Source organism: Microbacterium sp. GCM10027623 (assembly GCF_042666935.1).
GTDB lineage: Bacteria > Actinomycetota > Actinomycetes > Actinomycetales > Microbacteriaceae > Microbacterium.
Map to the genome: position 1 here is coordinate 119,458 of NZ_JBHTHE010000004.1, position 25,196 is coordinate 144,653.

General features: G+C 69.2%; 21 protein-coding genes. 5 read left to right on the plus strand and 16 right to left on the minus strand.

The window, feature by feature from the left end; translation table 11 throughout:
- Window positions 1-25 precede the first annotated feature (25 nt).
- On the plus strand, window positions 26-1,840 hold the full coding sequence (locus ACFQY2_RS15730) for a DEAD/DEAH box helicase (protein WP_378747057.1): 1,815 nt from the start codon (window positions 26-28) through the stop codon (window positions 1,838-1,840).
- A gap of 67 nt (window positions 1,841-1,907) precedes the next feature.
- On the opposite strand, the gene ACFQY2_RS15735 is transcribed toward ACFQY2_RS15730, so the two are convergent.
- From ACFQY2_RS15735 to ACFQY2_RS15755, 5 genes are read right to left on the minus strand one after another with little or no spacing between them, the layout of a single operon-like run.
- The gene (locus ACFQY2_RS15735; RefSeq protein ID WP_378746949.1) at window positions 1,908-2,339 is read right to left on the minus strand and encodes a GNAT family N-acetyltransferase; all 432 of its coding nucleotides are present in this window, start codon (window positions 2,337-2,339) and stop codon (window positions 1,908-1,910) included.
- Entirely contained in the window at window positions 2,321-2,851 is a 531-nt protein-coding gene (locus ACFQY2_RS15740; RefSeq protein ID WP_378746950.1) for an AAA family ATPase, read from the minus strand. The genes ACFQY2_RS15735 and ACFQY2_RS15740 overlap by 19 nt, the downstream gene beginning before the upstream one ends.
- The gene (gene ligA / locus ACFQY2_RS15745; protein ID WP_378746952.1) at window positions 2,844-5,162 is read right to left on the minus strand and encodes an NAD-dependent DNA ligase LigA; all 2,319 of its coding nucleotides are present in this window, start codon (window positions 5,160-5,162) and stop codon (window positions 2,844-2,846) included. Before ligA ends, ACFQY2_RS15740 begins: the two co-directional genes overlap by 8 nt.
- 59 nt (window positions 5,163-5,221) lie before the next feature.
- Window positions 5,222-6,319: a tRNA 2-thiouridine(34) synthase MnmA gene (gene mnmA, locus ACFQY2_RS15750; protein ID WP_378746953.1), complete on the minus strand. Its 1,098-nt coding sequence runs from the start codon at window positions 6,317-6,319 to the stop codon at window positions 5,222-5,224.
- Between the two features lie 10 nt (window positions 6,320-6,329).
- Window positions 6,330-7,505: a cysteine desulfurase family protein gene (locus tag ACFQY2_RS15755; protein ID WP_378746954.1), complete on the minus strand. Its 1,176-nt coding sequence runs from the start codon at window positions 7,503-7,505 to the stop codon at window positions 6,330-6,332.
- A gap of 109 nt (window positions 7,506-7,614) precedes the next feature.
- Here ACFQY2_RS15755 and glgX point away from each other — a divergent pair, with 109 nt between their 5' ends.
- The 3 genes from glgX (at window position 7,615) to glgB (ending at window position 14,068) form a co-directional block, all read left to right on the plus strand.
- A complete protein-coding gene (glgX, locus tag ACFQY2_RS15760) occupies window positions 7,615-9,684 on the plus strand; it encodes a glycogen debranching protein GlgX (protein ID WP_378746956.1) in 2,070 nt (689 codons plus the stop codon).
- A gap of 107 nt (window positions 9,685-9,791) precedes the next feature.
- Entirely contained in the window at window positions 9,792-11,864 is a 2,073-nt protein-coding gene (locus ACFQY2_RS15765) for a maltotransferase domain-containing protein (RefSeq protein ID WP_378746957.1), read from the plus strand.
- Window positions 11,861-14,068 carry a 1,4-alpha-glucan branching protein GlgB gene (glgB, locus tag ACFQY2_RS15770; protein ID WP_378746958.1) on the plus strand — a complete coding sequence of 736 codons (2,208 nt, stop codon included), beginning with the start codon at window positions 11,861-11,863 and terminating at the stop codon, window positions 14,066-14,068. Before ACFQY2_RS15765 ends, glgB begins: the two co-directional genes overlap by 4 nt.
- A gap of 21 nt (window positions 14,069-14,089) precedes the next feature.
- On the opposite strand, the gene ACFQY2_RS15775 is transcribed toward glgB, so the two are convergent.
- Window positions 14,090-15,040 (minus strand): tetratricopeptide repeat protein, encoded by a 951-nt coding sequence (locus ACFQY2_RS15775; protein WP_378746959.1) that lies wholly within the window; start codon window positions 15,038-15,040, stop codon window positions 14,090-14,092.
- The gene (locus ACFQY2_RS15780; protein ID WP_378746961.1) at window positions 15,037-16,836 is read right to left on the minus strand and encodes a glycosyl transferase; all 1,800 of its coding nucleotides are present in this window, start codon (window positions 16,834-16,836) and stop codon (window positions 15,037-15,039) included. The genes ACFQY2_RS15775 and ACFQY2_RS15780 overlap by 4 nt, the downstream gene beginning before the upstream one ends.
- A gap of 162 nt (window positions 16,837-16,998) precedes the next feature.
- Between ACFQY2_RS15780 and ACFQY2_RS15785 the strand changes: the two genes are divergently transcribed.
- Window positions 16,999-18,078: an AI-2E family transporter gene (locus ACFQY2_RS15785; protein WP_378746962.1), complete on the plus strand. Its 1,080-nt coding sequence runs from the start codon at window positions 16,999-17,001 to the stop codon at window positions 18,076-18,078.
- On the opposite strand, the gene ACFQY2_RS15790 is transcribed toward ACFQY2_RS15785, so the two are convergent.
- The 9 genes from ACFQY2_RS15790 to rpsB form a co-directional block, all read right to left on the minus strand.
- Window positions 18,035-18,802: an alpha/beta hydrolase gene (locus ACFQY2_RS15790; RefSeq protein ID WP_378746963.1), complete on the minus strand. Its 768-nt coding sequence runs from the start codon at window positions 18,800-18,802 to the stop codon at window positions 18,035-18,037. The genes ACFQY2_RS15785 and ACFQY2_RS15790 overlap by 44 nt on opposite strands.
- Window positions 18,799-19,086, minus strand: a complete 288-nt coding sequence (locus ACFQY2_RS15795; RefSeq protein WP_378746964.1) for a hypothetical protein — start codon at window positions 19,084-19,086, stop codon at window positions 18,799-18,801. The genes ACFQY2_RS15790 and ACFQY2_RS15795 overlap by 4 nt, the downstream gene beginning before the upstream one ends.
- Before the next feature lie 9 nt (window positions 19,087-19,095).
- Window positions 19,096-19,761, minus strand: a complete 666-nt coding sequence (locus tag ACFQY2_RS15800) for a transglycosylase SLT domain-containing protein (RefSeq protein ID WP_378746965.1) — start codon at window positions 19,759-19,761, stop codon at window positions 19,096-19,098.
- Between the two features lie 63 nt (window positions 19,762-19,824).
- A complete protein-coding gene (locus ACFQY2_RS15805) occupies window positions 19,825-20,412 on the minus strand; it encodes a DivIVA domain-containing protein (RefSeq protein ID WP_378746967.1) in 588 nt (195 codons plus the stop codon).
- Window positions 20,409-21,632, minus strand: coding sequence for a phosphatidate cytidylyltransferase (locus ACFQY2_RS15810; protein ID WP_378746968.1), 1,224 nt, complete (start codon window positions 21,630-21,632; stop codon window positions 20,409-20,411). Before ACFQY2_RS15810 ends, ACFQY2_RS15805 begins: the two co-directional genes overlap by 4 nt.
- Window positions 21,633-21,637: 5 nt before the next feature.
- Window positions 21,638-22,192 carry a ribosome recycling factor gene (frr, locus tag ACFQY2_RS15815; RefSeq protein ID WP_378746970.1) on the minus strand — a complete coding sequence of 185 codons (555 nt, stop codon included), beginning with the start codon at window positions 22,190-22,192 and terminating at the stop codon, window positions 21,638-21,640.
- A gap of 74 nt (window positions 22,193-22,266) precedes the next feature.
- Window positions 22,267-22,983 (minus strand): UMP kinase, encoded by a 717-nt coding sequence (gene pyrH / locus ACFQY2_RS15820; protein WP_378746971.1) that lies wholly within the window; start codon window positions 22,981-22,983, stop codon window positions 22,267-22,269.
- A 99-nt stretch (window positions 22,984-23,082) separates the two neighbouring features.
- Window positions 23,083-23,910, minus strand: coding sequence for a translation elongation factor Ts (tsf, locus tag ACFQY2_RS15825; protein ID WP_378746972.1), 828 nt, complete (start codon window positions 23,908-23,910; stop codon window positions 23,083-23,085).
- 45 nt (window positions 23,911-23,955) lie between these two features.
- Complete coding sequence (gene rpsB, locus ACFQY2_RS15830) at window positions 23,956-24,894, minus strand: 30S ribosomal protein S2 (protein ID WP_378746973.1); 939 nt, start codon at window positions 24,892-24,894, stop codon at window positions 23,956-23,958.
- Between the last annotated feature and the right edge of the window lie 302 nt (window positions 24,895-25,196).

Consider the following 25,196-nt stretch of genomic DNA (forward strand, 5'->3'; position numbering starts at 1 on the left):
TGTGCCCCCCGCCGATTCCCCCTCCGTGACCGCCGAGTCCACCGCTGAGGAGACGACGAAGCCCGGCTTCGAGCAGCTCGGACTGACCGGCCCCGTGCTCAAGGCGATCCGCGACCTCGGCTACGAGACCCCCTCGCCCATCCAGGCGGCGACGATCCCCCTCCTGCTCGAGGGACGGGACGTGCTCGGCACGGCGCAGACCGGCACCGGAAAGACCGCCGCATTCGCCCTTCCGGTGCTCGAGCACCTCGACCTGTCGCAGAAGACCCCGCAGGCGCTCGTCCTCGCGCCCACCCGTGAGCTGGCACTGCAGGTGTGCGAGGCGTTCGAGTCGTACTCGTCGCGCATGAAGGACGTCCGTGTGCTTCCGGTGTACGGCGGTCAGGGGTACGGCGTACAGCTGTCGGCCCTGCGCCGCGGTGTGCACATCGTCGTCGGCACTCCCGGACGCATCATGGATCACCAGGCCAAGGGCACGCTGGACCTGTCCGAGCTGAAGTATCTGGTGCTGGACGAGGCCGACGAGATGCTGAAGATGGGATTCGCGGAGGACGTCGAGCAGATCCTCGCGCAGACACCGAAGGAGAAGCAGGTCGCGCTGTTCTCCGCGACGATGCCCCCGGCGATCCGCCGACTCGCGCAGCAGTACCTGAATGCGCCCGAAGAGGTGGCGATCAAGGGCAAGACCACGACCAACCAGAACATCACCCAGCGCTACCTGGTCGTCTCCTACGCGCAGAAGGTCGATGCGCTCACCCGCATCCTCGAGGTCGAGAACTTCGACGGGATGATCGTCTTCGTCCGCACCAAGAACGAGACGGAGACCCTCGCCGAGAAGCTCCGCGCCCGCGGATACTCCGCGGCCGCCATCAACGGCGACGTCGCCCAGGTGCAGCGCGAGCGGAGCGTGAACCACCTGAAGGACGGCAAGCTCGACATCCTCGTCGCCACGGACGTCGCCGCGCGCGGCTTGGATGTCGAACGCATCAGCCACGTCGTCAACTTCGACATCCCCACGGACACCGAGTCCTACGTCCACCGCATCGGCCGCACCGGGCGCGCCGGGCGCAAGGGCGACGCGATCAGCTTCATCACCCCGCGCGAGCGCTATCTCCTCAAGCACATCGAGAAGGCGACGCGACAGCAGCCGGTGCAGATGCAGCTTCCGACGACCGAGGACGTCAACACCACGCGCCTCGCCCGCTTCGACGACGCGATCACGGCCGCGCTGGCGGAGACCGCGCGCATCGAGGCGTTCCGGGATGTCGTCGCGCATTACGTGCGGCACCACGACGTGCCGGAGGCCGATGTCGCAGCCGCGCTGGCTGTCGTCGCTCAGGGCGACACTCCCCTGCTGCTGGATCCCGAGCGCGATGAGCTGTCCCGTGCCGTGCAGCGCGACAACCGTCCGCCGCGCGAACGGTCCGAGCGCGGCGGTGACCGTGATCACGCACCGCGCGAACGGCGCGGCCGAGGTGATTACGCCGCCTACCGCATCGAGGTCGGCCGCCGCCACCGCGTCGAGCCGCGTCAGATCGTCGGCGCCCTGGCCAACGAGGGCGGCCTCGGCCGCGACGACTTCGGCGCCATCGCCATCAAGCCGGACTTCTCCATCGTCGAGCTGCCCGTGAACCTCGACGCCGGCGTGCTCGAGAAGCTGCGCGACACCCGCATCTCGGGCCGACTGATCGAGATCAAACCCGACCGAGGGGTGCCCGGGCGTCGTGCCCCGCGTGATGGCGGTGGTCCTGGATTCCAGGATGGCCGCAGGGGCCGCGACAGCGACCGGGGTCACCACCGGGATGATCGTCCGGCGCGGAAGCCGCGTCACAAGGGCTGACGAGGAGCCCGGCGGCGCCGGACTCACGTGCGGCGGGGGGGGTTCCGGCCGCGCTGCCGCCTGCGGCTCAGATGCGTCGTGAGAAGTGGTGCGCCACGATATCCATCCGCTCGCGCAGGTAGAAGCGATGCGCGTCGAATCGCTGCACGCCCGAGTCGAGATCGAGGAAGCGGCAACCTGCTTCCACCGCGCGCTCCTGCAGCGCGTCCAGCAGCAGGCGGCCGTAGCCGCGGGACCGTTCGGATTCCGCGGTCGAGAGATCGTCCACGTACATCTTGCGGGTGGCGCTGGTGTTCGCGATGATCCGCCACCCCGCGACGGCGACGCACCGACCGCCCGCGAACACCGCCGTGAAGCGCAGCCCTTGCGGTGCGCCCTCGTCCAGGACGCGAGCGAGCAGGTCTGCGGTCAGGTGCGGCCGCAGCTCCTGCAGCACCGGCAGCGCCTGCTCCCATCGCGCGTCGCCGGCGGCCAGGTCGATCAGTGTCGTGTCGTCCATGTCGACTCCTTGATGGCTCTCACGAGGGCGGGCAGGTCGACGGGCTCGGTCGTGTCGACGTGGATGACGGGGAAGCCCGTCATCGGCGCAGCGGCCGCGGCGGCGGCATCCCATTCGGCGGCGCGCCGGCGATCGTCGTGCACCGCATGGCGTTCACGGGTCAGAAAGCGGCGGCGCATCACGTCGATCGGCGCGGCGCACCAGAGCTCCAGCCCTGCCGGTGAGCCGGCGGACTCCCGTCCGCGTCGGAACCACTCCTCATCCCGTCCTGCGAGCCAGACGGACTCGATGAGCACCGTCCCCGCCAGCATGCCCGCGATCCGCCACTGCGCCTCGGCCGCAAGGGCACCGAGCGCACGGGTGGGAAGCGGCACGTCCACCGCGTCGCCCAGCGCCTCCTTGAGAGCATCCTTGGAGACCAGCGGGACGCCCAGCGCGGCCGCGAGCGGGCGCGAGAGCGTCGTCTTGCCTGCGCCGGACATGCCGTTGAGGACGATGATCCGATCAGCCATCCAGAGCGTCCGGCCCCTCGGTGACCAGGATGTGGAACTGTGCGGCGTCGAGAATGCGGATGCCGAGGTCCTCGGCCTTGGCGAGCTTGGAGCCCGCACCCGGTCCCGCAACGACGAAGTCGGTCTTCTTCGAGACCGAGGACGCCGCCTTGCCTCCGGCCTTGATGATGGCCTCCTGGGCGCCCTCACGGCTGTACCCGTCGAGGGAGCCGGTGGCCACGACGGTCAGCCCGTCGAGAACGCCTCCCGCGGCGGCAGCGGCGCCAGGCCCGGGGTGACCCGGCGTCGACCATCGCACCCCGGCCTGCGCCCACTGCTGCACGATGTCCTGGTGCCAGTCCACCTGGAACCAGTTCAGCAGCGAGTCGGCGATGATCTCCCCCACGCCCTCGACGGAGGCGAGCTCCTCGCGGGTGGCGGAGCGGATGGCGTCGAGCGATCCGAACCACTGCGCGAGAGCGCGGGCGGCGACAGGACCGACGTGACGGATGTTCAGCGACACGAGCAGCCGCCACAGGTCTTTGGTCTTGGCCTTCTCCAGCTCGGAGAGGAGCTTGACGGCCGCTGACGAAGGCTGCGGGCCCTCGAGGCCGTTCTTCCTCTCGGCTGCGGTCGGATTGCGACGGAACGGCGCGCGGGTCTTCACCACGCCGTCCTCGTCCTCCTTCGGCAGCCCCGTCTCCGCATCGCGCACGACGACGGAGATCGGCACCAACTGGTCCAGCGTCAGGGTGAACAGCCCCGCCTCCGTGTCCAGCGGCGGCACGGCGGGCGGGCTGGCCTGGGTCAGGGCGGCCGCGGTCACCTCGCCCAGTGCCTCCACGTCCAGAGCGCCACGCGAGCCGATGTGCTCGACGCGCCCCCGCACCTGCGCGGGGCACGATCGCGCGTTCGGGCAGCGCAGATCGATGTCGCCCTCCTTCATCGCCCGCAGCGGCGTCCTGCACTCGGGGCACCGATCCGGCATGACGAACTCCCGCTCGGTGCCGTCCCGTCGTTCGACGACGGGTCCGAGCACCTCGGGGATCACGTCGCCGGCCTTGCGCAGCACGACCGTGTCGCCGATCAGCACGCCCTTGGCCTTGACGACGTCCTTGTTGTGCAGGGTCGCCTGACGCACGACGGATCCTGCGACGTGGGCGGGAGCCATCACCGCGAACGGAGTGGCGCGGCCCGTGCGCCCCACCGACACGACGATGTCGAGCAGGGTGGTCTGCACCTCCTCCGGAGGGTACTTGTACGCGATCGCCCAGCGGGGTGCGCGGCTGGTCATGCCCAGTTCCGCGTGCAGGTCGAGCTCGTCGACCTTGACGACGATGCCGTCCAGCTCGTGCTCGATGTCGTGTCGGTGCTCTCCGTAGTGCTCCACGAACTCCGCCACCTCGTCGATCGAGTGACAGACCCGCGTGTGCGGACTTGTCGGAAGCCCCCATTCGGACAGCAGGTCGTACACCTCGCTCTGGGCGCCGACGGGCGGATTCTCCCAGGCGCCGACGCCGTGCACGTAGAGCGACAGCGAGTTCACGCGCAGCAGCCCGGCCTCGTGCTCCAGGCCCTCCTTCTTGTCGAGCTGCTGGCGCAGACCACCGCTGGCCGCGTTGCGCGGGTTGGCGAAGGACGGGAACCGTCGCGCTGCCGCCGCGCGCGCCTTCTCCTCGTCGAAGGGCCTCTTCGCCCCGGCACGCGCCTCCCACCGCGCCAGCGAGTCGGCGTAGGCGCGATCGCGGAACTCGGCCTGCGCGGCGTTGAGGCGTTCGAAGGCGGCGACCGGGATGAAGACCTCCCCGCGCACCTCGACGATCGGCGGATGCCCGGTGCCGGCCAGCCGTTCGGGGAGGTCCGCCAGGCGCAGCGCGTTCTCGGTGACGATCTCACCGACCCGCCCGTCGCCGCGCGTCGCCGCCGACGTCAGCACGCCGTTCTCGTAGCGCAGGTTGATCGCCAGACCGTCGATCTTCAGCTCGGTGAGCCAGGCGACATCGCGACCGGCCGCCGCGCGCGTCTTGGCCTGCCAGTCGCGCAGCTCGTCGAGCGAGAAGACGTTGTCGAGGCTCAGCATCCGCTCGGCGTGCTGGATGGTGTCCAATCCGGTGGTCTCCGCCGCTCCCACCATCTGCGTCGGCGAGTCCTGACCCTGCAGTTCGGGATGCAGCCGCTCCAGCTCCTCGAGCCGGCGCATCCAGCCGTCGTAGGTCGCGTCGTCGACCAGGGACGTGTCGCGCCCGTAGTAGGCGTCCTTGGCATCCAGGATGCGGGTGGTCAGTTCCTCCGCCTCGGCGCGGGCGGCTTCCAGCGAGATGTTCTCCGGCACCCCGCAAGTCTACGAGCGGGGTGCGACACCCGCCGTTCGACAGGCTCGGGGACCAGTGCTCACGCCCCGACGGGGACCGCGGACACCGTCGTGTCGATCGTGAACTGCCCGAGCACATGCGTGCCGACGTAGAGCACGGCGCTCTGCCCCGGCGCGACGCCGTCCAGCGGCACGTCCGGGACGACTCGGACGCCGGACTCGCTGACGAAGGCGTGGGCGGGCACGGGGTCCGCATGCGCGCGGATCTGCACCTCGCACGCGAAGTCGGATGCCGCCGGAGCAGCACCCGCCCACGAGAACCGCGCACCGGAGATCTCCGCGATCGCCAGCGCCTCCTTGGGGCCGACCACCACGGTGTTGGTGACGGGGCGCACCTCGAGCACGAAACGCGGCTTCCCGTCGGGGGCGGGCACCCCCAGGTGCAGTCCACGGCGCTGTCCCACGGTGAACGCGTGCGCGCCGTCGTGGGATCCGATCACGGTTCCCGTGCGATCCACGACCTCGCCGGTCTCGGCGCCGACCTTCTCGGCGAGCCACCCGCGCGTGTCGCCGTCGGGAATGAAGCAGATGTCGTGGCTGTCGGGCTTCTGCGCCACGCTGATCCCGCGCTCGGCCGCCTCGGCGCGCACGAGCGCCTTGGACGGCGTCGAGCCCAGCGGGAAGTAGGTGTGTGCGAGCTGCTCGGCGTTCAGCACGCCGAGCACGTAGGACTGGTCCTTCGCGCTGTCCGATGCCCGGTGCAGCTCCAGGCCGCCGGGTCCGTCCACCAGCGTGGCGTAGTGCCCGGTGCACACGGCGTCGAAGCCGAGCTCGATGGCCCGCTCCAGGAGGGCGGCGAACTTGATCTTCTCGTTGCAGCGCAGGCACGGGTTCGGGGTGCGTCCCGCCTTGTACTCCGAGATGAAGTCCTCGATCACGTCGTCGCGGAACCGCTCCGAGAAGTCCCAGACGTAGAACGGGATGCCGAGCAGATCCGACACGCGACGGGCGTCCAGCGCATCCTCGACCGTGCAGCATCCACGGCTCCCGGTGCGCAGGGTCCCCCCGGCCCGGGAGAGTGCGAGGTGCACGCCGACGACGTCGTGCCCGGCTTCGACGGCACGGGCCGCCGCCACTGCCGAGTCCACTCCACCGCTCATCGCCGCCAGTACACGCATGGCGTCCAGTCTACGAGCGGACGGCTGACCGGGCGCCGGATGCTCTCTCGTACACCTCGGCGATCACCGCGAGGACGGCGTCGACATCGGCGTCGGTCGAGGTCCTCCCCAAGGTGAACCGCAGTGCGCTGCGGGCATCGCGCTCGCTGCGCCCCATGGCCATCACGACGTGGGAGGGCTCGGCGACACCGGCCTGGCAGGCGGAGCCGGTCGACGCCGCGATGCCGGCCATGTCGAGCAGGAAGAGCAGGCTCTCCCCCACCGCGCCGGGAAAGAGCACGTGCGCGTTGCCCGGCAGGCGGTGGACGGGATCGCCGAGCAGCTCGGCCTGTGGAACGGCGAGACGGATGCCGGCGAGCAGTCGATCGCGCAGCTTCCGCAGCCGGACGTCCTCGGCATCCGCCTGCTCGGCTGCGGCCTCCAGCGCGGCCGCGAACGCCGCCGCACCTGCAACGTCCTGGGTTCCCGCCCGCAGACCGCGCTGCTGCGCGCCGCCGTGCAGGAGCGCCGTGAGTCGCGCCGAGCGGGCGACCACGAGCGCACCCGTGCCCACGGGCGCGCCGATCTTGTGCCCGGCCACGCTCATGGCGACCAGCCCGACAGCAGGGGCGGCGTCGCCCCGCAGACCTCGGAACGACAGCGGCACGTGACCCCACGCCGCCACCGCATCCAGGTGCAGCGGCACGGCGGCGACCGCGGCCTGCTGCGCCAGGGTCCTCGCGTCGTTGATCGTGCCGGCCTCGTTGTTGGCGACCAGCGCGGTCGCCAGAGCGGCGCCGTCCAGAGCGTCCCGGAACGCGGCGGAATCGATGCGGGCGGCGGAGTCGACCGGAACAGTCCGCACGACGGCCCCCTCCTGCTGCAGCGCCGCCACCGTGTCCATCGTGGCGTGATGCTCGGCGTCGGGCATCACCACCGCGTCCGCCCCCGCCGGGCGGGACCGCCAGAGCCCGTGCAGGGCGGTGTTGATCGACTCGGTGCCACCGGAGGTGAAGACCACCTCGATGGGGTCGCAGCCCAGAACCGCCGCTGCCCGCTCGCGGGACTCCTCCAGCATCCGCCGCGCATCCCTTCCCGCACCGTGGGTGGAGGAGGCATTGCCCAGCACGTCACCCGCGGCCAGCCAGGCATCCCGAGCTTCCGGCCGCAGAGGCGACGTCGCCGCATGATCGAGGTAGAACCGCATCCCTCCATTGTCCCCTGCGCACCGCCGGAGGGCACGGCCGGGACCCGGGTTCACGTGCGGCGGAACCCGGATTCACCCCGACCGCGGGCGCACGCCTAAGCTGTAGCCCATGCCTGCGCCGACGATCCGTTCTTTCGAGGGTCCCGCACTCGACGACCTCGGCGTCCGTCTGCACGACGGAGTCGGCACGCTTCGGGTGTGGTCGCAGAACGCGTCCTCCGTGGAACTGGTCGTCTTCGACACCGACGACCTCGACTGGGAGACGGCCCAGGCTCCGCTGGAGCGTCGCCCCGGTGGCGTGTGGGAGATCACCACCGAGCTGCTGCAGCCCGGCATCCGCTACGCGCTGCGGGTGGACGGACCCCACGGGCCCGGCCACATCTTCAACCCCGAGACGCTGCTGCTGGATCCCTACGGGCGCGGCCTGGCCCAGGGCGACGGCTACGAGCAGTGGCGCTCCGTGGTGATCGAGGACGGGTTCGACTGGGGCGGCGTCACCAAGCCGCAGACGCCGCTGGATCGCACGATCATCTACGAGGGGCACATCAAGGGCCTCACCAAGCGGCATCCGGACGTCACACCCGCCCTGCACGGCACCTACGCGGGCCTCGCCCATCCCGCGATGATCGAGTACCTGACGGACCTCGGCGTCACCGCCGTCGAACTGCTGCCCGTGCACGCCTTCGTCCCGGAGCCGCGCCTGCTGGAGCGCGGACTGACGAACTACTGGGGCTACAACACCCTCAACTTCTTCACGCCGCACACCGCCTACGCCACCGAGGCCGCGCGCAAGGGCGGCCCCGAAGCGGTGCTCGCCGAATTCAAGGGCATGGTCAAGCTGCTGCACGAGGCGGGGCTCGAAGTGATCCTCGACGTGGTCTACAACCACACCAGCGAGGAGGGCATCGGCGGCCCGCGCTCGAGTCTGCGCGGCATCGACAACGCCTCCTACTACCGCCAGCAGCCGGACGGCACGTACATCGACACCACGGGGGTCGGCAACACCCTGAACACCGCGACGGACGCGGCCGCGCGCCTGGTGCTGGACTCGCTGCGCTATTGGACGACGGAGATGCAGATCGACGGTTTCCGGTTCGATCTCGCCGCAGCGCTCGGGCGCGACGCCGATCATGAGTACGACCGCGAGCACCCGCTGCTGGCCGCGATCCGCGACGACCCCGCCCTGGCGGGCGCGAAGATCATCGCCGAGCCCTGGGATGTGGGTCTCGGCGGCTGGCAGACCGGCAACTTCCCGGACGGATGGAGCGAGTGGAACGACCGCTACCGCGATCGCGCCCGCAACTTCTGGCTCAGCGACATCGACTATGCGCGTCGGGCGAGCACCCCCGTCGGCATCGGCGGATTCGCCAACCGTCTCGCCGGCTCGGCCAACACCTACAGCGAGGAGCGCGGACCGCTCGCCAGCGTCAACTTCGTCACCGCCCACGACGGGTTCACGCTGCACGACCTGGTCTCGTACGACGGCAAGCACAACGAGGCCAACGGGGAGGGGAACCGCGACGGTGCGGACATGAACCGCTCGTTCAATCACGGTGTGGAGGGTCCCACCGACGATCCGACGGTCCTCGCGCTGCGTCGGAAGGCCATGCGCAACCTGATGGGCACACTGCTGCTCTCCGCAGGCGTCCCGATGATCACCGCCGGCGACGAGTTCGGCCGCACCCAGCGCGGGAACAACAACGCCTACTGCCAGGACTCACCGCTGAGCTGGCTGAACTGGGAGCATGAGCCGTGGCAGCGCGACCTGAGCGCACACGCGAGACTGCTCACGCATCTGCGCGCGCAGAACCCGGCCCTCCGGCCCAGCCGATACGCGCGTCTGGGCGAGCACATCCCGGAATCCAGTGTGATGGACTGGTTCGACCAGCACGGCGAGACCATGGAGGTCGAGCAGTGGAACGACCCCCGCAATCGCACCATGCAGTACGTCGCCGCGAGCGTTCCGGAGAACGGTGAATCCAACCGCATCCTGCTGATCGTGCACGGTACGGAGGCGCCGATCGACGTGCGGCTGCCGGACTCCATCGAGGGCGCGGCGGCCTTCGTCGAGCTGTGGTCGAGCGCGGACGAGATTCCGTCCACCGAGCACCGCCGCTGGGCTCCCGGCGATGTACTGCCCATCCCCGGCACGTCGATGCGGCTTTTCCGGATCGACTGAGCGCCGTCCGCCTGCCCCCGGTCCCCTGCACATGATCCGCCCGGGCGGTGTCGCGGCCCGCCCGGTGCAGGGCTGGCGCAGACCGTGCGGAGAGGTACATTCGAGATGTGGCAACACGAACCGCTCAAGAACCCGCGGCGCTGAGAAGCCCCGCCCGGATTCCTCTGCGGCCTGCCGCAGAGACCGATTCGCCCGGTGACACGCGAGCGGGGCGCATTCCGCTCTTCACGCCCACTCCCCACGTCCCGCTGGGTTACCCGCCCAAGGCGTTCGCCGGTGAGGTCGTCCCCTTCGGCGTGGTCGCCTTCCGGGAAGGGCACGACCGCATCGGCGCACACGTGCGCCTGGTCGATCCGTCCGGCGCCGAATCGCTGCATCGTCTCGCTCCCCTGCAGGACGGCACCGATCGGTGGCGCACCGAGATCGCGCTCGACCGGGTCGGACAGTGGAGCTACCGGTTCGAGGGTTTCGCCGACGACTTCGCCACCTGGGCGCATGCCGCTGAGGTCAAGGCCGAGGCGGGCGTGGATGTCGAAGTCATGAGCACGGCCGGCGCGCAGCTGCTCGCATCCGCGGCCGCGGAGAAGGACCGCCCGGCCGCGGAGCGCACCCTGCTGCGCGCTGCGGCGAAGCGACTGGGCGCTGCGGACGCCGCAGCGCTCACCGCCGTCTCGACGGATGCCGACATCGCGGCGGCGTTGGCGGACCGGCCGCTCGTCTCCCTCGGCTCGACCACCGAATGGCTTGCACTGACCGTCGAGCGCCGCAGGGCCGGCGTCGGCGCCTGGTACGAATTCTTCCCGCGCTCCGAGGGCGCCGTGCGGCGCAGCGACGGCTCCATCAGGAGCGGCACCTTCCGCACCGCGATGAAACGACTGCCCGGCGTCGCCGGGATGGGATTCGACGTGCTGTACCTCGTGCCGGTGCACCCGATCGGCGAGACCAACCGCAAGGGCCGGAACAACACCCTGGTCGCCGAGCCCGGTGACCCCGGCTCCCCCTACGCGATCGGCTCCGCCGACGGCGGCCACGACGCCCTCCACCCCGAACTCGGCACCGAGAAGGACTTCCGGGCCCTGCTGCGCGCGGCGCAGTCACACGGACTGGAGATCGCGCTCGATCTGGCTCTGCAGGCCTCTCCGGATCATCCCTGGGTCAGCGAGCATCCCGAGTGGTTCACCACGCTGCCCGACGGCACCATCGCCTACGCGGAGAACCCTCCGAAGAAGTATCAGGACATCTATCCGCTGAACTTCGACAACGACCCTGCCGGCATCTACGCCGAGATGCTGCGCGTGGTGATGCACTGGGTGGGACTCGGGGTGAAGATCTTCCGTGTGGACAACCCGCACACCAAGCCCCTGCAGTTCTGGGAGTGGCTGATCGCCGAGGTGAACCGAGCGGAACCGGGAGTCGTGTTCCTCGCCGAGGCGTTCACCCGCCCGGCGGTGATGCGCGCACTCGCCGCCGTCGGGTTCCAGCAGAGCTACTCGTACTTCACCTGGCGCAACACCAAGGCCGAGCTCGAGGAGTTCCTCACCAGCGTCTCGCAGGAGACCAGCGACTACATGCGGCCGAATCTGTTCGTCAACACGCATGACATCCTCACCGAGTACCTGCAGTTCGGCGGGCGGGCGGCGTACCGCATCCGCGCCTGCATCGCCGCGACCGCGGCACCCACCTGGGGCGTGTACGCCGGCTACGAGCTGATCGAGAACGTCGCACGGCCCGGGTCGGAGGAGAACATCGACAACGAGAAGTACGAGTTCAAGGTCCGCGACTGGGACGGCGCCGAGGAGCGCGGCGAGTCCCTGGCGCCGCTGCTGCGCCGCCTCAACGAGATCCGCCGCGACCACCCCGCACTGGGACAGCTGCGCAACATCTCGTTCCACTGGAGCGATGACGACGCCGTGCTGGTGTACTCGAAGCATCTCGACGCGGCCTTCACCGGCACGGGGGCGAGCGACACGCTGATCGTCGTCGCGAACCTCGACCCGCACTCGGTGCGGGAGACGACCGTGCATCTCGACACCCGCATCTGGGGCGTTCAGCCCGGTGAGGGTTTCGAGGTGGAGGATCTTCTCACAGGTGCCACGTGGACCTGGAACGAGCACAACTATGTGCGACTCGACGCGTTCGCCGAGCCGGTGCACATCCTGAAGGTGAAGGAGCGAACATGAGCCGCATCGATGATGTCTCCGTCTCCGAGGACTGGCAGAGAGCGGGCAACGGCTCGCATCACGACCCGCACATGCTCCTCGGCGCGCATCCCGCGACGGACGCGGCAGGACGCACGATCACCGTGATCCGCACCCGCCGCCCTCTCGCGGAGGCCGTCACCGCCGTCTTCCTGGACGGCGACCGGCTGCCGCTCGAGCATGTCGCGCACGGCATCTGGGAGGGCAGCCACTCCGGCCCTCCGTCCGCCTACCGGATCGCCACCGTCTACGCGGGTCAGAACGAGATCATCGCGGGCGATCCGTACCGGCATCTCTCGGCCATCGGGGAAGTCGACCTCCACCTCATCGGAGAGGGCCGTCACGAGCGTCTCTGGCAGGTGCTCGGCGCCCACCCGCGTGTGCTCGACGGCGACACCGGCGTCGATTTCGCCGTATGGGCTCCCCACGCACAGGCCGTCCGCATCTGCGGCGACTGGAACGCCTGGAACGGCGAGGGACACGCCATGCGCTCCATGGGAGCGAGCGGGGTGTGGGAGCTGTTCGTCCCCGACGTCTCCGTCGGCAGCCGTTACAAGTACGAGATCCTCACCGCAGACGGGCACTGGATCCTCAAGGCGGATCCGATGGCGCAGGCCGCAGAGACGCCGCCTGCCACGGCATCCGTGGTCACCCTCAGCGCCTACCGCTGGAACGACGGAGCCTGGCTCACGCGCCGAGCCGCCACGCATGCCGTCGCGCAGCCGATGTCGGTCTACGAGGTGCACCTGGGCTCGTGGCAGGAAGGGCTCACGTACCGCGACGCGGCCGATCCGCTGATCGAGCACATCCAGGCCACGGGCTTCACGCACGTGGAGTTCATGCCCTTGGCCGAGCACCCTTTCGGCGGGTCCTGGGGCTATCAGATCTCCGGCTACTACGCGCCGACGAGCCGGTACGGCACGCCTGATGACCTGCGGTATCTGATCGACCGGCTCCACCAGGCCGGTATCGGGGTGATCATGGACTGGGTACCCGGTCACTTCCCCAAGGACGAGTTCGCACTGGCACGATTCGATGGTCGTCCACTGTACGAGCACGCGGATCCCCGGCGCGGCGAGCACCAGGACTGGGGCACCCTGATCTTCGACTACGGACGCAACGAGGTGCGCAACTTCCTCGTCGCGAACGCCCTGTACTGGCTCAGCGAGTTCCACGTGGATGGCCTGCGGGTGGACGCCGTGGCCTCCATGCTCTATCTGGACTATTCCCGCAGGCCAGGCGAGTGGGAGCCCAACGCGCACGGGGGCAGAGAGAACCTCGAGGCCATCCGCTTCCTGCAGGAGGTCACCGCGACCGCCTACCGCCTGCACAAGGGCATCGTCATGATCGCCGAGGAGTCCACAGCCTTCCCGGGAGTGACCGCCCCCACCGACCATGCCGGACTGGGATTCGGGTTCAAGTGGAACATGGGGTGGATGAACGACTCCCTGGAATACATGAAGCGCGATCCCCTGCACCGTTCGCATCACGAGGGCGAGATCACCTTCTCCTTCGTCTACGGCTTCGGCGAGAACTACCTGCTTCCCATCAGCCATGACGAGGTCGTGCACGGCAAGGGCACACTGGTCTCACGGATGCCGGGTGATCACCATCACAAGCTCGCGAACGTCCGCGCCTACCTCGGGTACATGTGGGGTCACCCGGGAAAGAAGCTGCTGTTCATGGGGCAGGAGTTCGGGCAGATCGGTGAATGGTCGGTGGATCGCGAACTGGACTGGTGGCTGCTGGATCAGCCGGCGCACGCCCAGCTGCAGCACTTCGTCAGCGCGATGAACACCGTCTACCGCCGTCAGGCGCCGCTCTGGGAGCGCGACAACGACAGCCGCTCGTTCACGCGACTGGGAGCGCCGACCTGGGATCCCAGCGTCGTGGCGTTCGAGCGCAGAGACGCCCACGGTGGACGGCTCGCGGTCGTCTCCAACTTCTCGGGTGTCACACTCACCGGCTATCGGCTGGCTCTGCCCGCCGAGGGCCCCTGGCAGGAGGTGCTGAACACCGATGCAGCCGAGTACGGCGGCGCGGCGAACGGCAACCTCGGCCTCATCGAGGCGCGCAGGCACGACGACGACTCTCCGGCGATCGCCACGGCGACGCTCCCCGCACTGTCGACGATCTGGTTCCGTCACCAGGCCGACCCGCACGTCCCGACCATCAGTCGGGGCTGAACCCGGAGAACGCCGCAGCCGTCAGAACAGCAGCGAAGCGAGGCGCGTCCGCGCGGCGACCACGCGGGGGTCGGCAGCGCCGATCAGCTCGAACAGCTCGACGAGTCGCTCCCGCACCGGCCCTCGCCGATCGTGCTCGACCGCGGTGAACAGGTCGAGAAGACGGTCGAATGCATCCTCGACGTGCCCGCCGGCGAGGTCCAGATCGGCGACGCGGAACTGCGCCTCGGGATCGAGAGGGGCAGCAGCCGCCTCCGCCCGCACCTGCTGCAGGTCGAGGCCCTGCACGCGGTCCAGCAGGCGCACCTGTCCCAGCCCGGCCTTGGCTTCCGCGTCTCGCGGGTTCTCGGCCAGCGCGCGCTCATAAGCGGAGATCGCGCGGGCGTAGTCGCCGGCCTCAATCGCGGCGTACGCCTCGGCGTGCAGCGGGGGAAGCGGCGCCTCGGCCGGTTCCTCCGCCTCCGCCCCACCGGTCGCATCATCCGCGCCGTCGACGGGAACGGACCCCGTCACGCCGTTCTGGGCGGCGACCTCGAGCAGCTTGGCGAACACCTCGCGCACCTGCTCCTCGGGAACCGCGCCGGTGAACATCGGCACCGGCTGGCCGCCGATCAGGGCGACCACCAACGGGATCGACTGGGCGCGGAACGCCTGAGCGATCTGCGGGTTGGCGTCCACGTCGACCTTGGCGAGCACGACGCGCCCCTGCTGCTCGCGCGTGACCTTCTCGATGATGGGGCTCAGCGTCTTGCACGGTTCGCACCATTCGGCCCAGAGGTCGACGACCACGGGCACCGTGCGCGACAACTCGAGGATCTCACCGAACGTGGCGTCGCTCACGTCGACGACGACACCGCCGCCCGATGTCGGCGGGGCGGCCTCGGCGGCGTTCGGGGTCGGCTGTGCGGCACGCCCGCGCAGCGAGGACAGATCGACGGCACCGCGGAGCGCGGCGGCGGAGATATCGGTCACTTGATCACCTTCACGTTGAGGATGTCCTGATGGAATCCGAGCAGCCGGATCTGCTCGTTCGAGCCCTGGGCCGGCACGGCGAAGAAGAGCTGGATGCCCCACGTCGTCTCGACCCCCTTGGCCGACTCGGTGACACCCGTGAGAGCCTTCGCCTCTGCGTTGTCACCGAATCGGATCGTCACGTCCGCACTCGACGGCGTGATCGTCTCCTTGTCGTCGACGGTGACCGCCACGACGGCGCCGCTGTCCAGGGTGGCCATCGACAGCGGTTCGTCCGCGCCGGCGGTCATGTCGAACGCCGCCTTCGTCGTCTTGGCCGCGCCCTTGTCCGCGAGGCCCTTGACGACCGCCGCCCGGCTGTCGCGCACGGACTGGGCGAGCTTCTGCGCCGCCTCGTCGAAACGGCCCGCGAACTCGCTCTTGTCCCCGTTGTCGACGAAGTCCGCGAACGCGTCGGCGAGACCAGCGGGTGGCAGGGACAGGAACGCGGACTCCGCAGGCACCCGCGTCGTGCCCAGCCACGCCGGCGCGACGTCGGGGAACTTGCCGGAGGCGGGCATGTCCGCGGCCTCCGAGACCCGGTAGTTGCTCCAGGGGTCCGCCTGCACCATGGTGAGCAGCACCGGCGGCTTGGTGTCGTCCTTCTCGGACGCGGTGAGAACCAGCACCGTGCGCGGCCAGCCGCTCGTGGCTTCGGGAAGCAGGATCTTGACCCGGTCCAGTGGGGTCACCAGTGCGTCCTTGCGGTCGGCGATCTTTCCGCGCAGAACATACTCGGTCTTGCGCGCGGCCAGCGCGGCACCGGTCAGACGGGTCTCGGCGAGTGCGGCGTCGAGCTCGCCGTCGGATTTCGCGAGGGTCGCGGCGATGTCGGAGACGATCCGCTGTCCCTGCTTCTCGGTGATGACCGGAGGCTTCTGGTTCTCCGGAGTCACCACGGTCGGGGTGGGAGTGGGCGTCGGCGTGCTGCTGCCGAACTGCGGCCAGGAGTCAGCCGAGCACCCTGTCACCAGCACCGCAGTGAGAGCGAACGCCGGCAGGGCCAGTGCGAGGCGACGGCGTGAGGATGCCGTGCGCTGGGCGCGTCCTCCGTCGGCGGGGTCATCGAGCTCATCGCGCTGCGGCACCGTGATCGGCTGCGTCTCGGGCAGTGGACCAGGGCCCTTCCGTCGCGGGCCGCGACCGCGGCGTTGGAAGCGGATCGCGAGCACGTAGAGGACCAGGCCGACCGCGAGCAGCAGCGCTCCGGCGGCCATCAAGGGTCCCGCCCAGGGCGTGCGCGTGTCCAGTCCCCACGTCACCAGCACGTCCGACGGCGCGGGCTCCACACCGTCCCGGGCGACGAGGACGCTGTTTCCCGCGGTGAGCTGCAGTTCGGCGACCAGTGAGTCCTCGTCGGCGAAGGAATCGAGCCACAGGTCCGAACCGACCGGAGACCGGCCGGAGATGTCGCCGCCGGATGCCGGTTCCTGCTGCGCCTCCACACGGGCCGTCTTGGGCTTGTCGGACTTGGTCAGGGTCACGCGATCGTAGGCGGTGTCCGAGAGCCATGCCTTCATGTCGTCGGTGCGGCCGTAGGCGACGAAGATGTCGCCCTTGCCCCGCACGAGAAGCGTCTGCAGCCCGGCATGCGCGCGCAGCACGTCGGCGTCGATGAGCACGTACGGCGTCGGCTCGTCGACCGTCAACTCCATCCGCAGCTCCGACGGACCCATGAAGATGGTCCGCTGCGCGATTCCCGCTCCGATGAGAACCGTGGCCAGCACGAAGGCCACGACGGCCCATACGAATCGCACGAATCAACTCCCTTACGTGGCCTCGGGCATCCCCGACGGTCTCCGCTCGACGTTCCAGACTATCCAAAGCACCTGTGTGTTGCCCACCAGACGGATGCGGCACGGCGTTCTCGCTCTCGGCGCTCGGAGCAATAGGCTTGCTCGCATCCGATCAGGAGAAGCATGAAGATCCACAGTCCCTTCCGCACCGCGCTGGTCGCCACACTCGGCGTCGGCCTCGGCATCGTGCTGCTCACGAGCGCGCAGACGCTGTCGACCGTCATCCTCTACATCGGCACCGCGCTCTTCCTCAGCCTGGGGCTGGACCCGCTGGTCTCCTTCCTCGAGGGGCGCGGGCTGCCGCGCTGGGCGGCGGTCCTGTCCACCATTCTCGCCGTGCTGGGCGTCTTCACCGTGATCGTGCTCATTGTGCTGCCCGTCGTGGTCGAGCAGATCTCCCAACTGGTCTCGCAGGTGACCGCCCTGATCGTGGACGGCGACACCACGGTGCAGAACTTCCGGGAGTGGCTGACCGAGACGTTCCCCAACCTCCAGGTGGACGCGGTGTTCGCGTACGTGGAGAACTGGATGCTGGAGGAGGACTGGGCGAAAAACGTCACCGAGTGGAGCGCATCGATCGGTCAGGGCGTGCTCGTCGTCGGCGGGGCCGTGCTGGCGGGTCTGTTCGGCGCCTTCATCGTGCTCGTGCTCACGATCTACCTGACGGCGTCCACTCCCTCGCTCAAGCGAGCCGTCTACCAGCTCGTGCCGGCCTCTCGGCGCGAGCGCTTCATCGACATCGCCGACCAGATCACCGACTCGGTCGGGCACTACGTCATGGGACAGGTGTCGCTGGGGGTGATCAACGGCATCCTGAGCTCCATCTACCTGAGCATCATCGGCGCTCCGTTCACCGCCGTCCTCGCGGTCATCGCGTTCTTCTTCTCGCTCATCCCGCTCGTGGGCACGCTCACCGGGTCCACCATCATCGTGCTGACCTGTCTGCTGCCGGGGGTCGGGTCGCCCGGCACCGCCCTGGCCGCCGCGATCTACTACCTGATCTACATGCAGGTGGAGGCGTACCTCCTCGCGCCGCGCATCATGAGCCGCGCCGTCGCGGTCCCCGGTGCCGTCGTCGTGATCGCCGCCCTCTCCGGCGGCGCGCTGCTCGGTCTGCTCGGGGCGTTGATCGCCATCCCCGTGGCCGCGAGCATCCTGATCATCTACCGCCAGGTGCTGATCCCGCGCATGAACGAGCGCTGACCGGCCCTCCGTCGTCCCAGGTGGTGCTCAGTGGCAGCGCGGCGGGATTCACCGCCGCGACGATCTCGGTCATCACGCGACGGGTCTGGCTCTCGCCGACCCACAGGTGCCTCGCGCCGTCCACCGCGATCAGCTTCGCGTGCGGCACCGGGGCGAACCGTTCCCTGGCCTCGGCGGGCCGCAGGTAGTCGTCGTGCTCGGGTACGAGGACGACGACCTCGCGCTCGTCCCCGTGCCACGCCGCGACGTCCCGGTCGGTGGCACGATGCAACGGCGGCGAGAGCAGGATGATGCCCTCGACGTCGTGGGCGCGCCCGTACTTCAGGGCGAGCTCGGTGCCGAACGACCATCCCAGCAGCCAGGGTCGCGGCAGGCCTCGCCCGCGCACGAAGTCCACGGCCGCGGCGACGTCGAACTGCTCGCCTGCTCCCCCGTCGAACACCCCCTCGCTGGTCCCCCGCGGAGAGGACGTGCCGCGCGTGTTGAAGCGCAGAACGGAGATATCGGCCTGTGCGGGCAGCCGGGCGGCGGTCTTTCGGATGATGTGCGAGTCCATGCAGCCGCCGGCTGTGGGCAGCGGATGCAGCGTGATCAGTGTCGCCACCGGCGGACGATCACGCGGTACCGAGAGCTCGCCCACCAGCGTCAGCCCATCAGCGGTGCGGAGATCGACGTGGGCGCGATCAGCCGGCAGCAGGACGGGCCCGCGGATCTCGACGCTCACGCGATCCGCCAGCAGCCCGTGTGCCAGTGCCGCCGTGCCGCGAGATCCGCCGCCTCGCCCATCACGCCGTCTGCGCGCCAGATGACCAGATGCGCCGTCGACGGCACGATGGCGCGCCCGCAGCCCGGGCAGGTGTACTCCTTCACGGCCTGGATCGCGGAGATCGGCTGAACGGTCCACTCGTGACCACGGCGGGTCTCCGTCCGCTTCCATCCCGTGAGCAGACGATCGAAGGACTCGTCTGCTCGCGACGGCTCAGGCCGTCGTCGGCGGGATCGTGCCATGCGTGCGGCTCACCACCAGTGGTGGCTGGTCCAGAACTTGTAGGCCCCTGCCCAGCTGCCGTACCGGCCCGACGCGTATCCGGACGCCCAGCGCAGGTTGTCGACCGGGTTGTAGCCGTTTCCGGGAACCTTGCTGCACGGCAGCGCCTGCACGAGACCGCATGCCCCGGACGACTTGTTCGTCGCGTTCGGGTTCCAGCCGCTCTCGCGGGAGACGATGTAATCGACGTACGCCCAGTCGCTGGAGGCGATCCCGGCCGCCGTCATCCATTCCTCCTTGGAGCCGCCGCCGCTGTACTTCGGGCGCGACGGAGCGCTGCTGCCGGAGCCCGCTTTGGACGACGCCGGCTGCGCGGTCGGCTTGGGCTTGGGCTTCGGCTTGACGTAGACCTCGAACTGACCGCGGGAGACGGCTTCGATCTTCGCGCCCTCGACCGTCACCGTGATGTTCTGCGTGTCCTCGGCGGCCAGCGAATAGGCGGTGAGGCTCGCATCGGGTGTGCTGCTGGGGTCGGCGATCGCCGTTCCCGTGGGTGCGAGGAGGGCCGCGGAGAAGCCGACCACCGCGAGCCCCGCGCCGACGGCGCTCAGCCGCCGTCGCCAGGGATTCGTCGTCGCCCTGGACGACGCGTTCGGGCGCGTCGAGGACGATATCAATTCGTTATCGGGAGTCACGATGGGCATCAGTCTACGCAGAACAATCTGAAACCTCCATGGGAGCCTCGCCTGCCGGGAAGATCACCGGACGGCGAGCATCACTTCGACGGTGGCATCCAGGAGCGCGTCGACCTGCTCCTCCCGGTATCCACCGCGCTGCATCCGGAACGCCGCGTCGCGCACCTGATCCACGGTCAGTGCGTCTCCGTCTCGCAGATAGGCGGCGATGCGCTCGGCGACATGGTCGACCTCGTCGACGCGGTACCCGAACGTGAGCCCGCTCGTCCGCGCGAACCTCTGACGCGGCGCACGGGAGACGTGGTCGAGGATCCGCTGGGCGTCCTCCCTGGCGCGGGCGACCCACTCGTCCACGCCGATCTCGCGCACGGCGCGCGCTCGAGCGCGCTCGGCGAAGGCATCCTCGACCCGTCCGAGAGCGGCGTCGACGTCGGCGATCACGTAGCCGTGCTTGACGAGGGGGAAGGAGGCGATGCGGACGTCCGCGGCTCCGAAGTCGGAACGGTCGTCCTCGAACGCGCCCCGCGCGGCTTCGAGGAACGCATCCACCGCCGAGCGGTGATAGCCCCGCTGTCGTCCCGACGTCAGCGGGAAGGCCGGAGGGGTCTCCCCCTGATCGTGGAAAACGTCGAGGTCTGCGTCGGTCATCATGAGCCAATCCACGGAGAGAGCAGGAAGTAGAGCGCGAGAGCCGGCACCGTGGAGGGCAGGATGCTGTCCAGGCGATCGAGCAGGCCGCCGTGGCCGGGAAGCCACGAGCTCATGTCCTTGATGCCGAGGTCGCGCTTGAGCATGGACTCGCCCAGGTCGCCCAGTGTCGCGGAGACGAGGATGGCGGCACCGAGGACGAGCCCGCCCCACCATTCGAGATGCAGCAGGAAGATCGCGAGCAGCACGCCGACCAGAAGCGATCCGAGAACCGCCCCCGCGAACCCCTCCCACGTCTTCTTCGGACTGATGCGCGGAGCCATCGGATGCCTGCCGAAGGCGAGACCGGCGGCGTAGGCGCATGTGTCGGCGGCGACGGCGATGGCGACGAAGGACAGCACCCACCACTGGCCGTTCTCCTGGAAGAGCAGGATGATCGCGACCGAGGTGAGGAAGGGAACGTAGATCTGCACGAACGCGCCGACGATGACGTCGGCGAGGACGTCGCCGTAGGTACGGCCGTCCTTCACGACCATCTGGGCCACCATCCGCCAGACGGCGATGAACGACACGGCGACGATCAGCACGACCCAGCTGATCCAGAACTCTCCGGATGCCGCCGCGAACAGCACGCCGGCAGCGGCGATCAGCTGCGGCACGATGTCGACGCGGCGCCCGCCGGCGCGGAGGGCACGGGACAGCTCGTACGTGCCCAGGAGACCGGCGGCCAGTGCTATCGGCACGAAGAGCCATTTCACGAACAGCAATGACGCCACGAGGGCGGCGCCGAAGGCCACCCCGATGATGATCGCGAGGATGAGGTTGCGTCCGGTGCGCTCCTTGATGCGCTCGTTGGCCTGATCGAAGTGGTCCCGCGCCTGTGTGACGTGCGTCTCGATCTCATCGCGCTTCGCGCGCCACTGATCGCGGATGGCTCCCTGGGAGCCGGTGATCGGGCCGGGCCCCCGCCCCGTCGCGCCTGTGGCGGGAACGGGCGGGCGCGGCGGGATCTGTGAGGCGTCGAACGCGGGGAACGCGTTGTCGGCGAGCGGCTCGGCAGTGGGAGACGCCGAGGCCGGCCGCGGGATGCCGCGTACCGGAGTGTCGAGCTCCTCCACGTCGTCGTCCCCGTGAGGGTCCGAGGCGGCAGGCGGAACCGAGCCGGCCTGCCGGCGGCGCTGGCGCGATGCAGGTCGATCCTCGGAGTTGTTCTCGCCGGACATGCCGATCAGACCTCGAGGAGCTCTGCCTCTTTGCGCTTGAGGGCGTCGTCGATGGCGTCGACATGCTGGCGGGTCAGAGCATCCAGCTCCTTCTCGCCGCGTGCGACCTCGTCCTCGCCGACCTCGTCCTTCAGCGCATCCAGTTCGTCCTTGGCCTTGCGACGGATGCCGCGCACGCGGACCTTCGCGTCCTCGGCCTTGGAGCGCACCAGCTTGACGTACTCCTTGCGCCGTTCCATCGTCAGCTCCGGCATCGTCACACGGACGATGTTGCCGTCGTTGGTGGGATTCGCGCCCAGATTGGGCATGTCGCGGATCGCCTGCTCGATGGCTCGGAGTGCCGACTTGTCATAGGGCGTGACGATGAGCGAACGCGCCTCGGGGTTCGCGAGCGACGCGAGCTGTGCGAGCGGAGTCGGCGAGCCGTAGTAGTCCACCATCACCTTCTGGAACATCTGCGGGTTGGCACGCCCGGTGCGGACCGTGGTGAAGTCCTCCTTGGCAGCTTCGACCGCACGCGCCATGCGTCCGGTGGTCTCGGCGAGGACATCCGCGATCACGAGGGCTCCTTAGGGTCAGGGGTTTCAGACGATTCTATCCGGCGCAGGGACGCCGAACGTGAGCGACAGGGCGCTCAGGCGGTGACGAGCGTGCCGATCGGCTCGCCCAGCAGCGCCCTGGTGACGTTGCCCGCCGGCTCCATGCCGAACACGCGCATGTCCATCGCATTGTCCATGCAGAGGCTGAATGCCGTGGAGTCGACGACCTTGAGACCGCGCTGCAGGGCGTCGCGGTAGGTGACCCGCTCGATGCGCTCCGCCGTGGCGTCCTTGTGCGGGTCGGCGGTGTAGATCGCGTCGACGCCGTTCTTGGCGACGAGCACCTCCTGAGCGCCGATCTCCAGCGCACGCTGGGCCGCGACGGTGTCCGTGGAGAAGTACGGCAGGCCCGCTCCGGCACCGAAGATCACGACACGGCCCTTCTCCATGTGCCGCTCCGCCCGAAGGGGGATGTACGGCTCGGCGACCTGCGTCATCGAGATGGCCGACTGCACGCGCGTGGCCGCGCCCGCCTGCTCGAGGAAATCCTGCAGGGCGAGGGCGTTCATGACCGTGCCCAGCATGCCCATGTAGTCGGCGCGCCCGCGGTCCATGCCGCGCTGGCTGAGTTCCGCCCCGCGGAAGAAGTTGCCGCCTCCGACGACCACGGCGACCTCCACCCGATCCACCGCTGCGGCGATGTCCCGGGCGATCTGGCCGACCACATCGGGGTTGACGCCGAGCTGACCTCCCCCGAACGCTTCGCCGGAGAGCTTGAGGAGAACGCGACGGCGTCCTGTGCTTTCGGTCATGGGGTGTGTCCTCTCGTCCGGTTTCAAGATAGTGCCTCGGCCCGGGCCGGGCATGCAGAAGGGGTTCGGATCGAATGGATCCGAACCCCTTCTCGGGTGTTACGCGCCGACCTTGAACCGGGCGAAGTCGGTGACGGTGATACCGGCATCCTTCGCGACCTGGCTCACGGACAGCTTGTTGTCCTTGGCGTAGTCCTGCTCGAGAAGCGCGACCTGCTTGAAGAACGCGGTGACGCGGCCCTCGACGATCTTCGGCAGTGCGGCCTCGGGCTTGCCCTCGTTGCGAGAGATCTCGGTGACGATCTCGCGCTCCTTCTCCACGTCGGCCGCGGGGACGTCCTCGCGGGTCAGGTAGGAGGGGTTCGCGAACGAGATGTGCTGCGCGATGCTGCGAGCAGTCTCCGCGTCGTCTCCCGTGTAGGCGACGACGACGCCGATCTGGGGCGGCAGGTCCTTGCTGGTGCGGTGCAGGTAGACCGACAGGCCTTCGCCCTTGACGGTGCGGACCTTGCGGAGCTCGACCTTCTCACCGATGATCGCCGCCTCATCCGAGATGAGCTGGTCGACGGTCTGGTCACCGGCCGGTGCGGCCAGTGCCGCCTCGACGGAGTCCGCGCCGACGGCGGCGACCGCGTCGGCCACCTTGTCGGCGAGGGTGATGAACCGCTCGTTCTTCGCGACGAAGTCGGTCTCGCAGGCGAGCTCGATCAGCGTCACGGCGCCGTCCGTCTCACGAGCGACGACGAGGCCCTCGCTGGTGGAGCGGTCGGCACGCTTCGCGTTGCCCTTGGCACCCTTCAGGCGCAGGATCTCGGTGGCCTTCTCGACGTCTCCGCCGGCCTCCTCGAGCGCCTTCTTGGTGTCGACCATTCCCGTGCCGAGCTGCTCGCGCAGCGCCTTGATGTCGGCGATGGTGAAGTTGGCCATGTGTGGTGGCTCCTTGCTTCGTATCTGTGCGTGTGGGCGGTGTGCTTACTTGGCGTCTGCGTCCGCAGCGGCCTCGGCCGGTGCTTCTGCGGCTTCTCCGGCCTCGGCCGATGCTTCTGCGGCTTCTGCGGCGGGAGCCTCGACGGTCTCCTCGGCTGCGGGAGCCTCCTCAGCAGGGGCCTCCTCGGCGGCAGGCGCGTCAGCGGCAGGCGCGTCAGCGGCAGGCGCGTCAGAGCCCTCGAGGAGCTCCTTCTCCCACTCGGCCAGCGGCTCGGCGTCGCCCGACTCGGGGTTGTGCTTCTGCTGCAAGCCCTCGGCCGCGGCGTCGGCGATGATGCGGGTCAGCAGCGAGACGGAGCGGATCGCGTCGTCGTTGCCGGGAATCGGGTACTGGAAGTCGTCCGGGTCGGCATTCGTGTCGAGGATGCCGATCACGGGGATGCCGAGCTTCTTGGCCTCATCGATCGCGAGGTGCTCGCGCTTGGCGTCGACGACCCACAGGGCGGACGGCGTCTTGGTGAGGTTGCGGATGCCGCCGAGCGACTTGTGCAGCTTGTCGAGCTCGCGCTTCTTGAGCAGCAGCTCCTTCTTGGTGAAGCCGGAGACCGAGGGGGTCTCGTAGTCGAGCTCCTCGAGCTCCTTCATGCGAGCCAGACGCTTTGCGATGGTCTGGAAGTTGGTGAGGAGTCCACCGAGCCAGCGCTGGTTCACGAAGGGCTGGCCGACGCGGGTCGCCTGCTCGGCGAGGATCTCCTGAGCCTGCTTCTTGGTGCCGACGAAGAGGATCGTGCCACCACGGGCGACGGTCTCCTTGACGAAGTCGTACGCCGAGTCGATGTACCCCAGCGACTGCTGCAGGTCGATGATGTGGATGCCGCTGCGCTCAGTGAGGATGAAGCGCTTCACCTTCGGGTTCCACCGACGGGTCTGGTGTCCGAAGTGCACGCCGCTGTCGAGCAGCTGGCGGATGGTGACCACAGCCATGGTCGTCTCCTGGTTCTGACGCTCTCGCGTCGTTGAGGTTGTCTCGCCGATCGAGTGATCGGCATTCCTGGCGCCCGGCGCACACCCACCCGTTCTGCGAACGGGACCTGTGGGTGTGGGATGCCGCGACCGTGGTCGCTCTGGGCACGCGTAGTCACCCCGAGTTCGGGGTGCTCCCCCAGTGTACAGGATGGCGACGCACCGAAACCGCAGGCCGTCGCCGCTTCCTCCTGCACATTCCGCTCGCGGACGCACGTTGTGCACGGATGCCGTGATCGCGCGGCCGCGCCACCGGCTCGCCT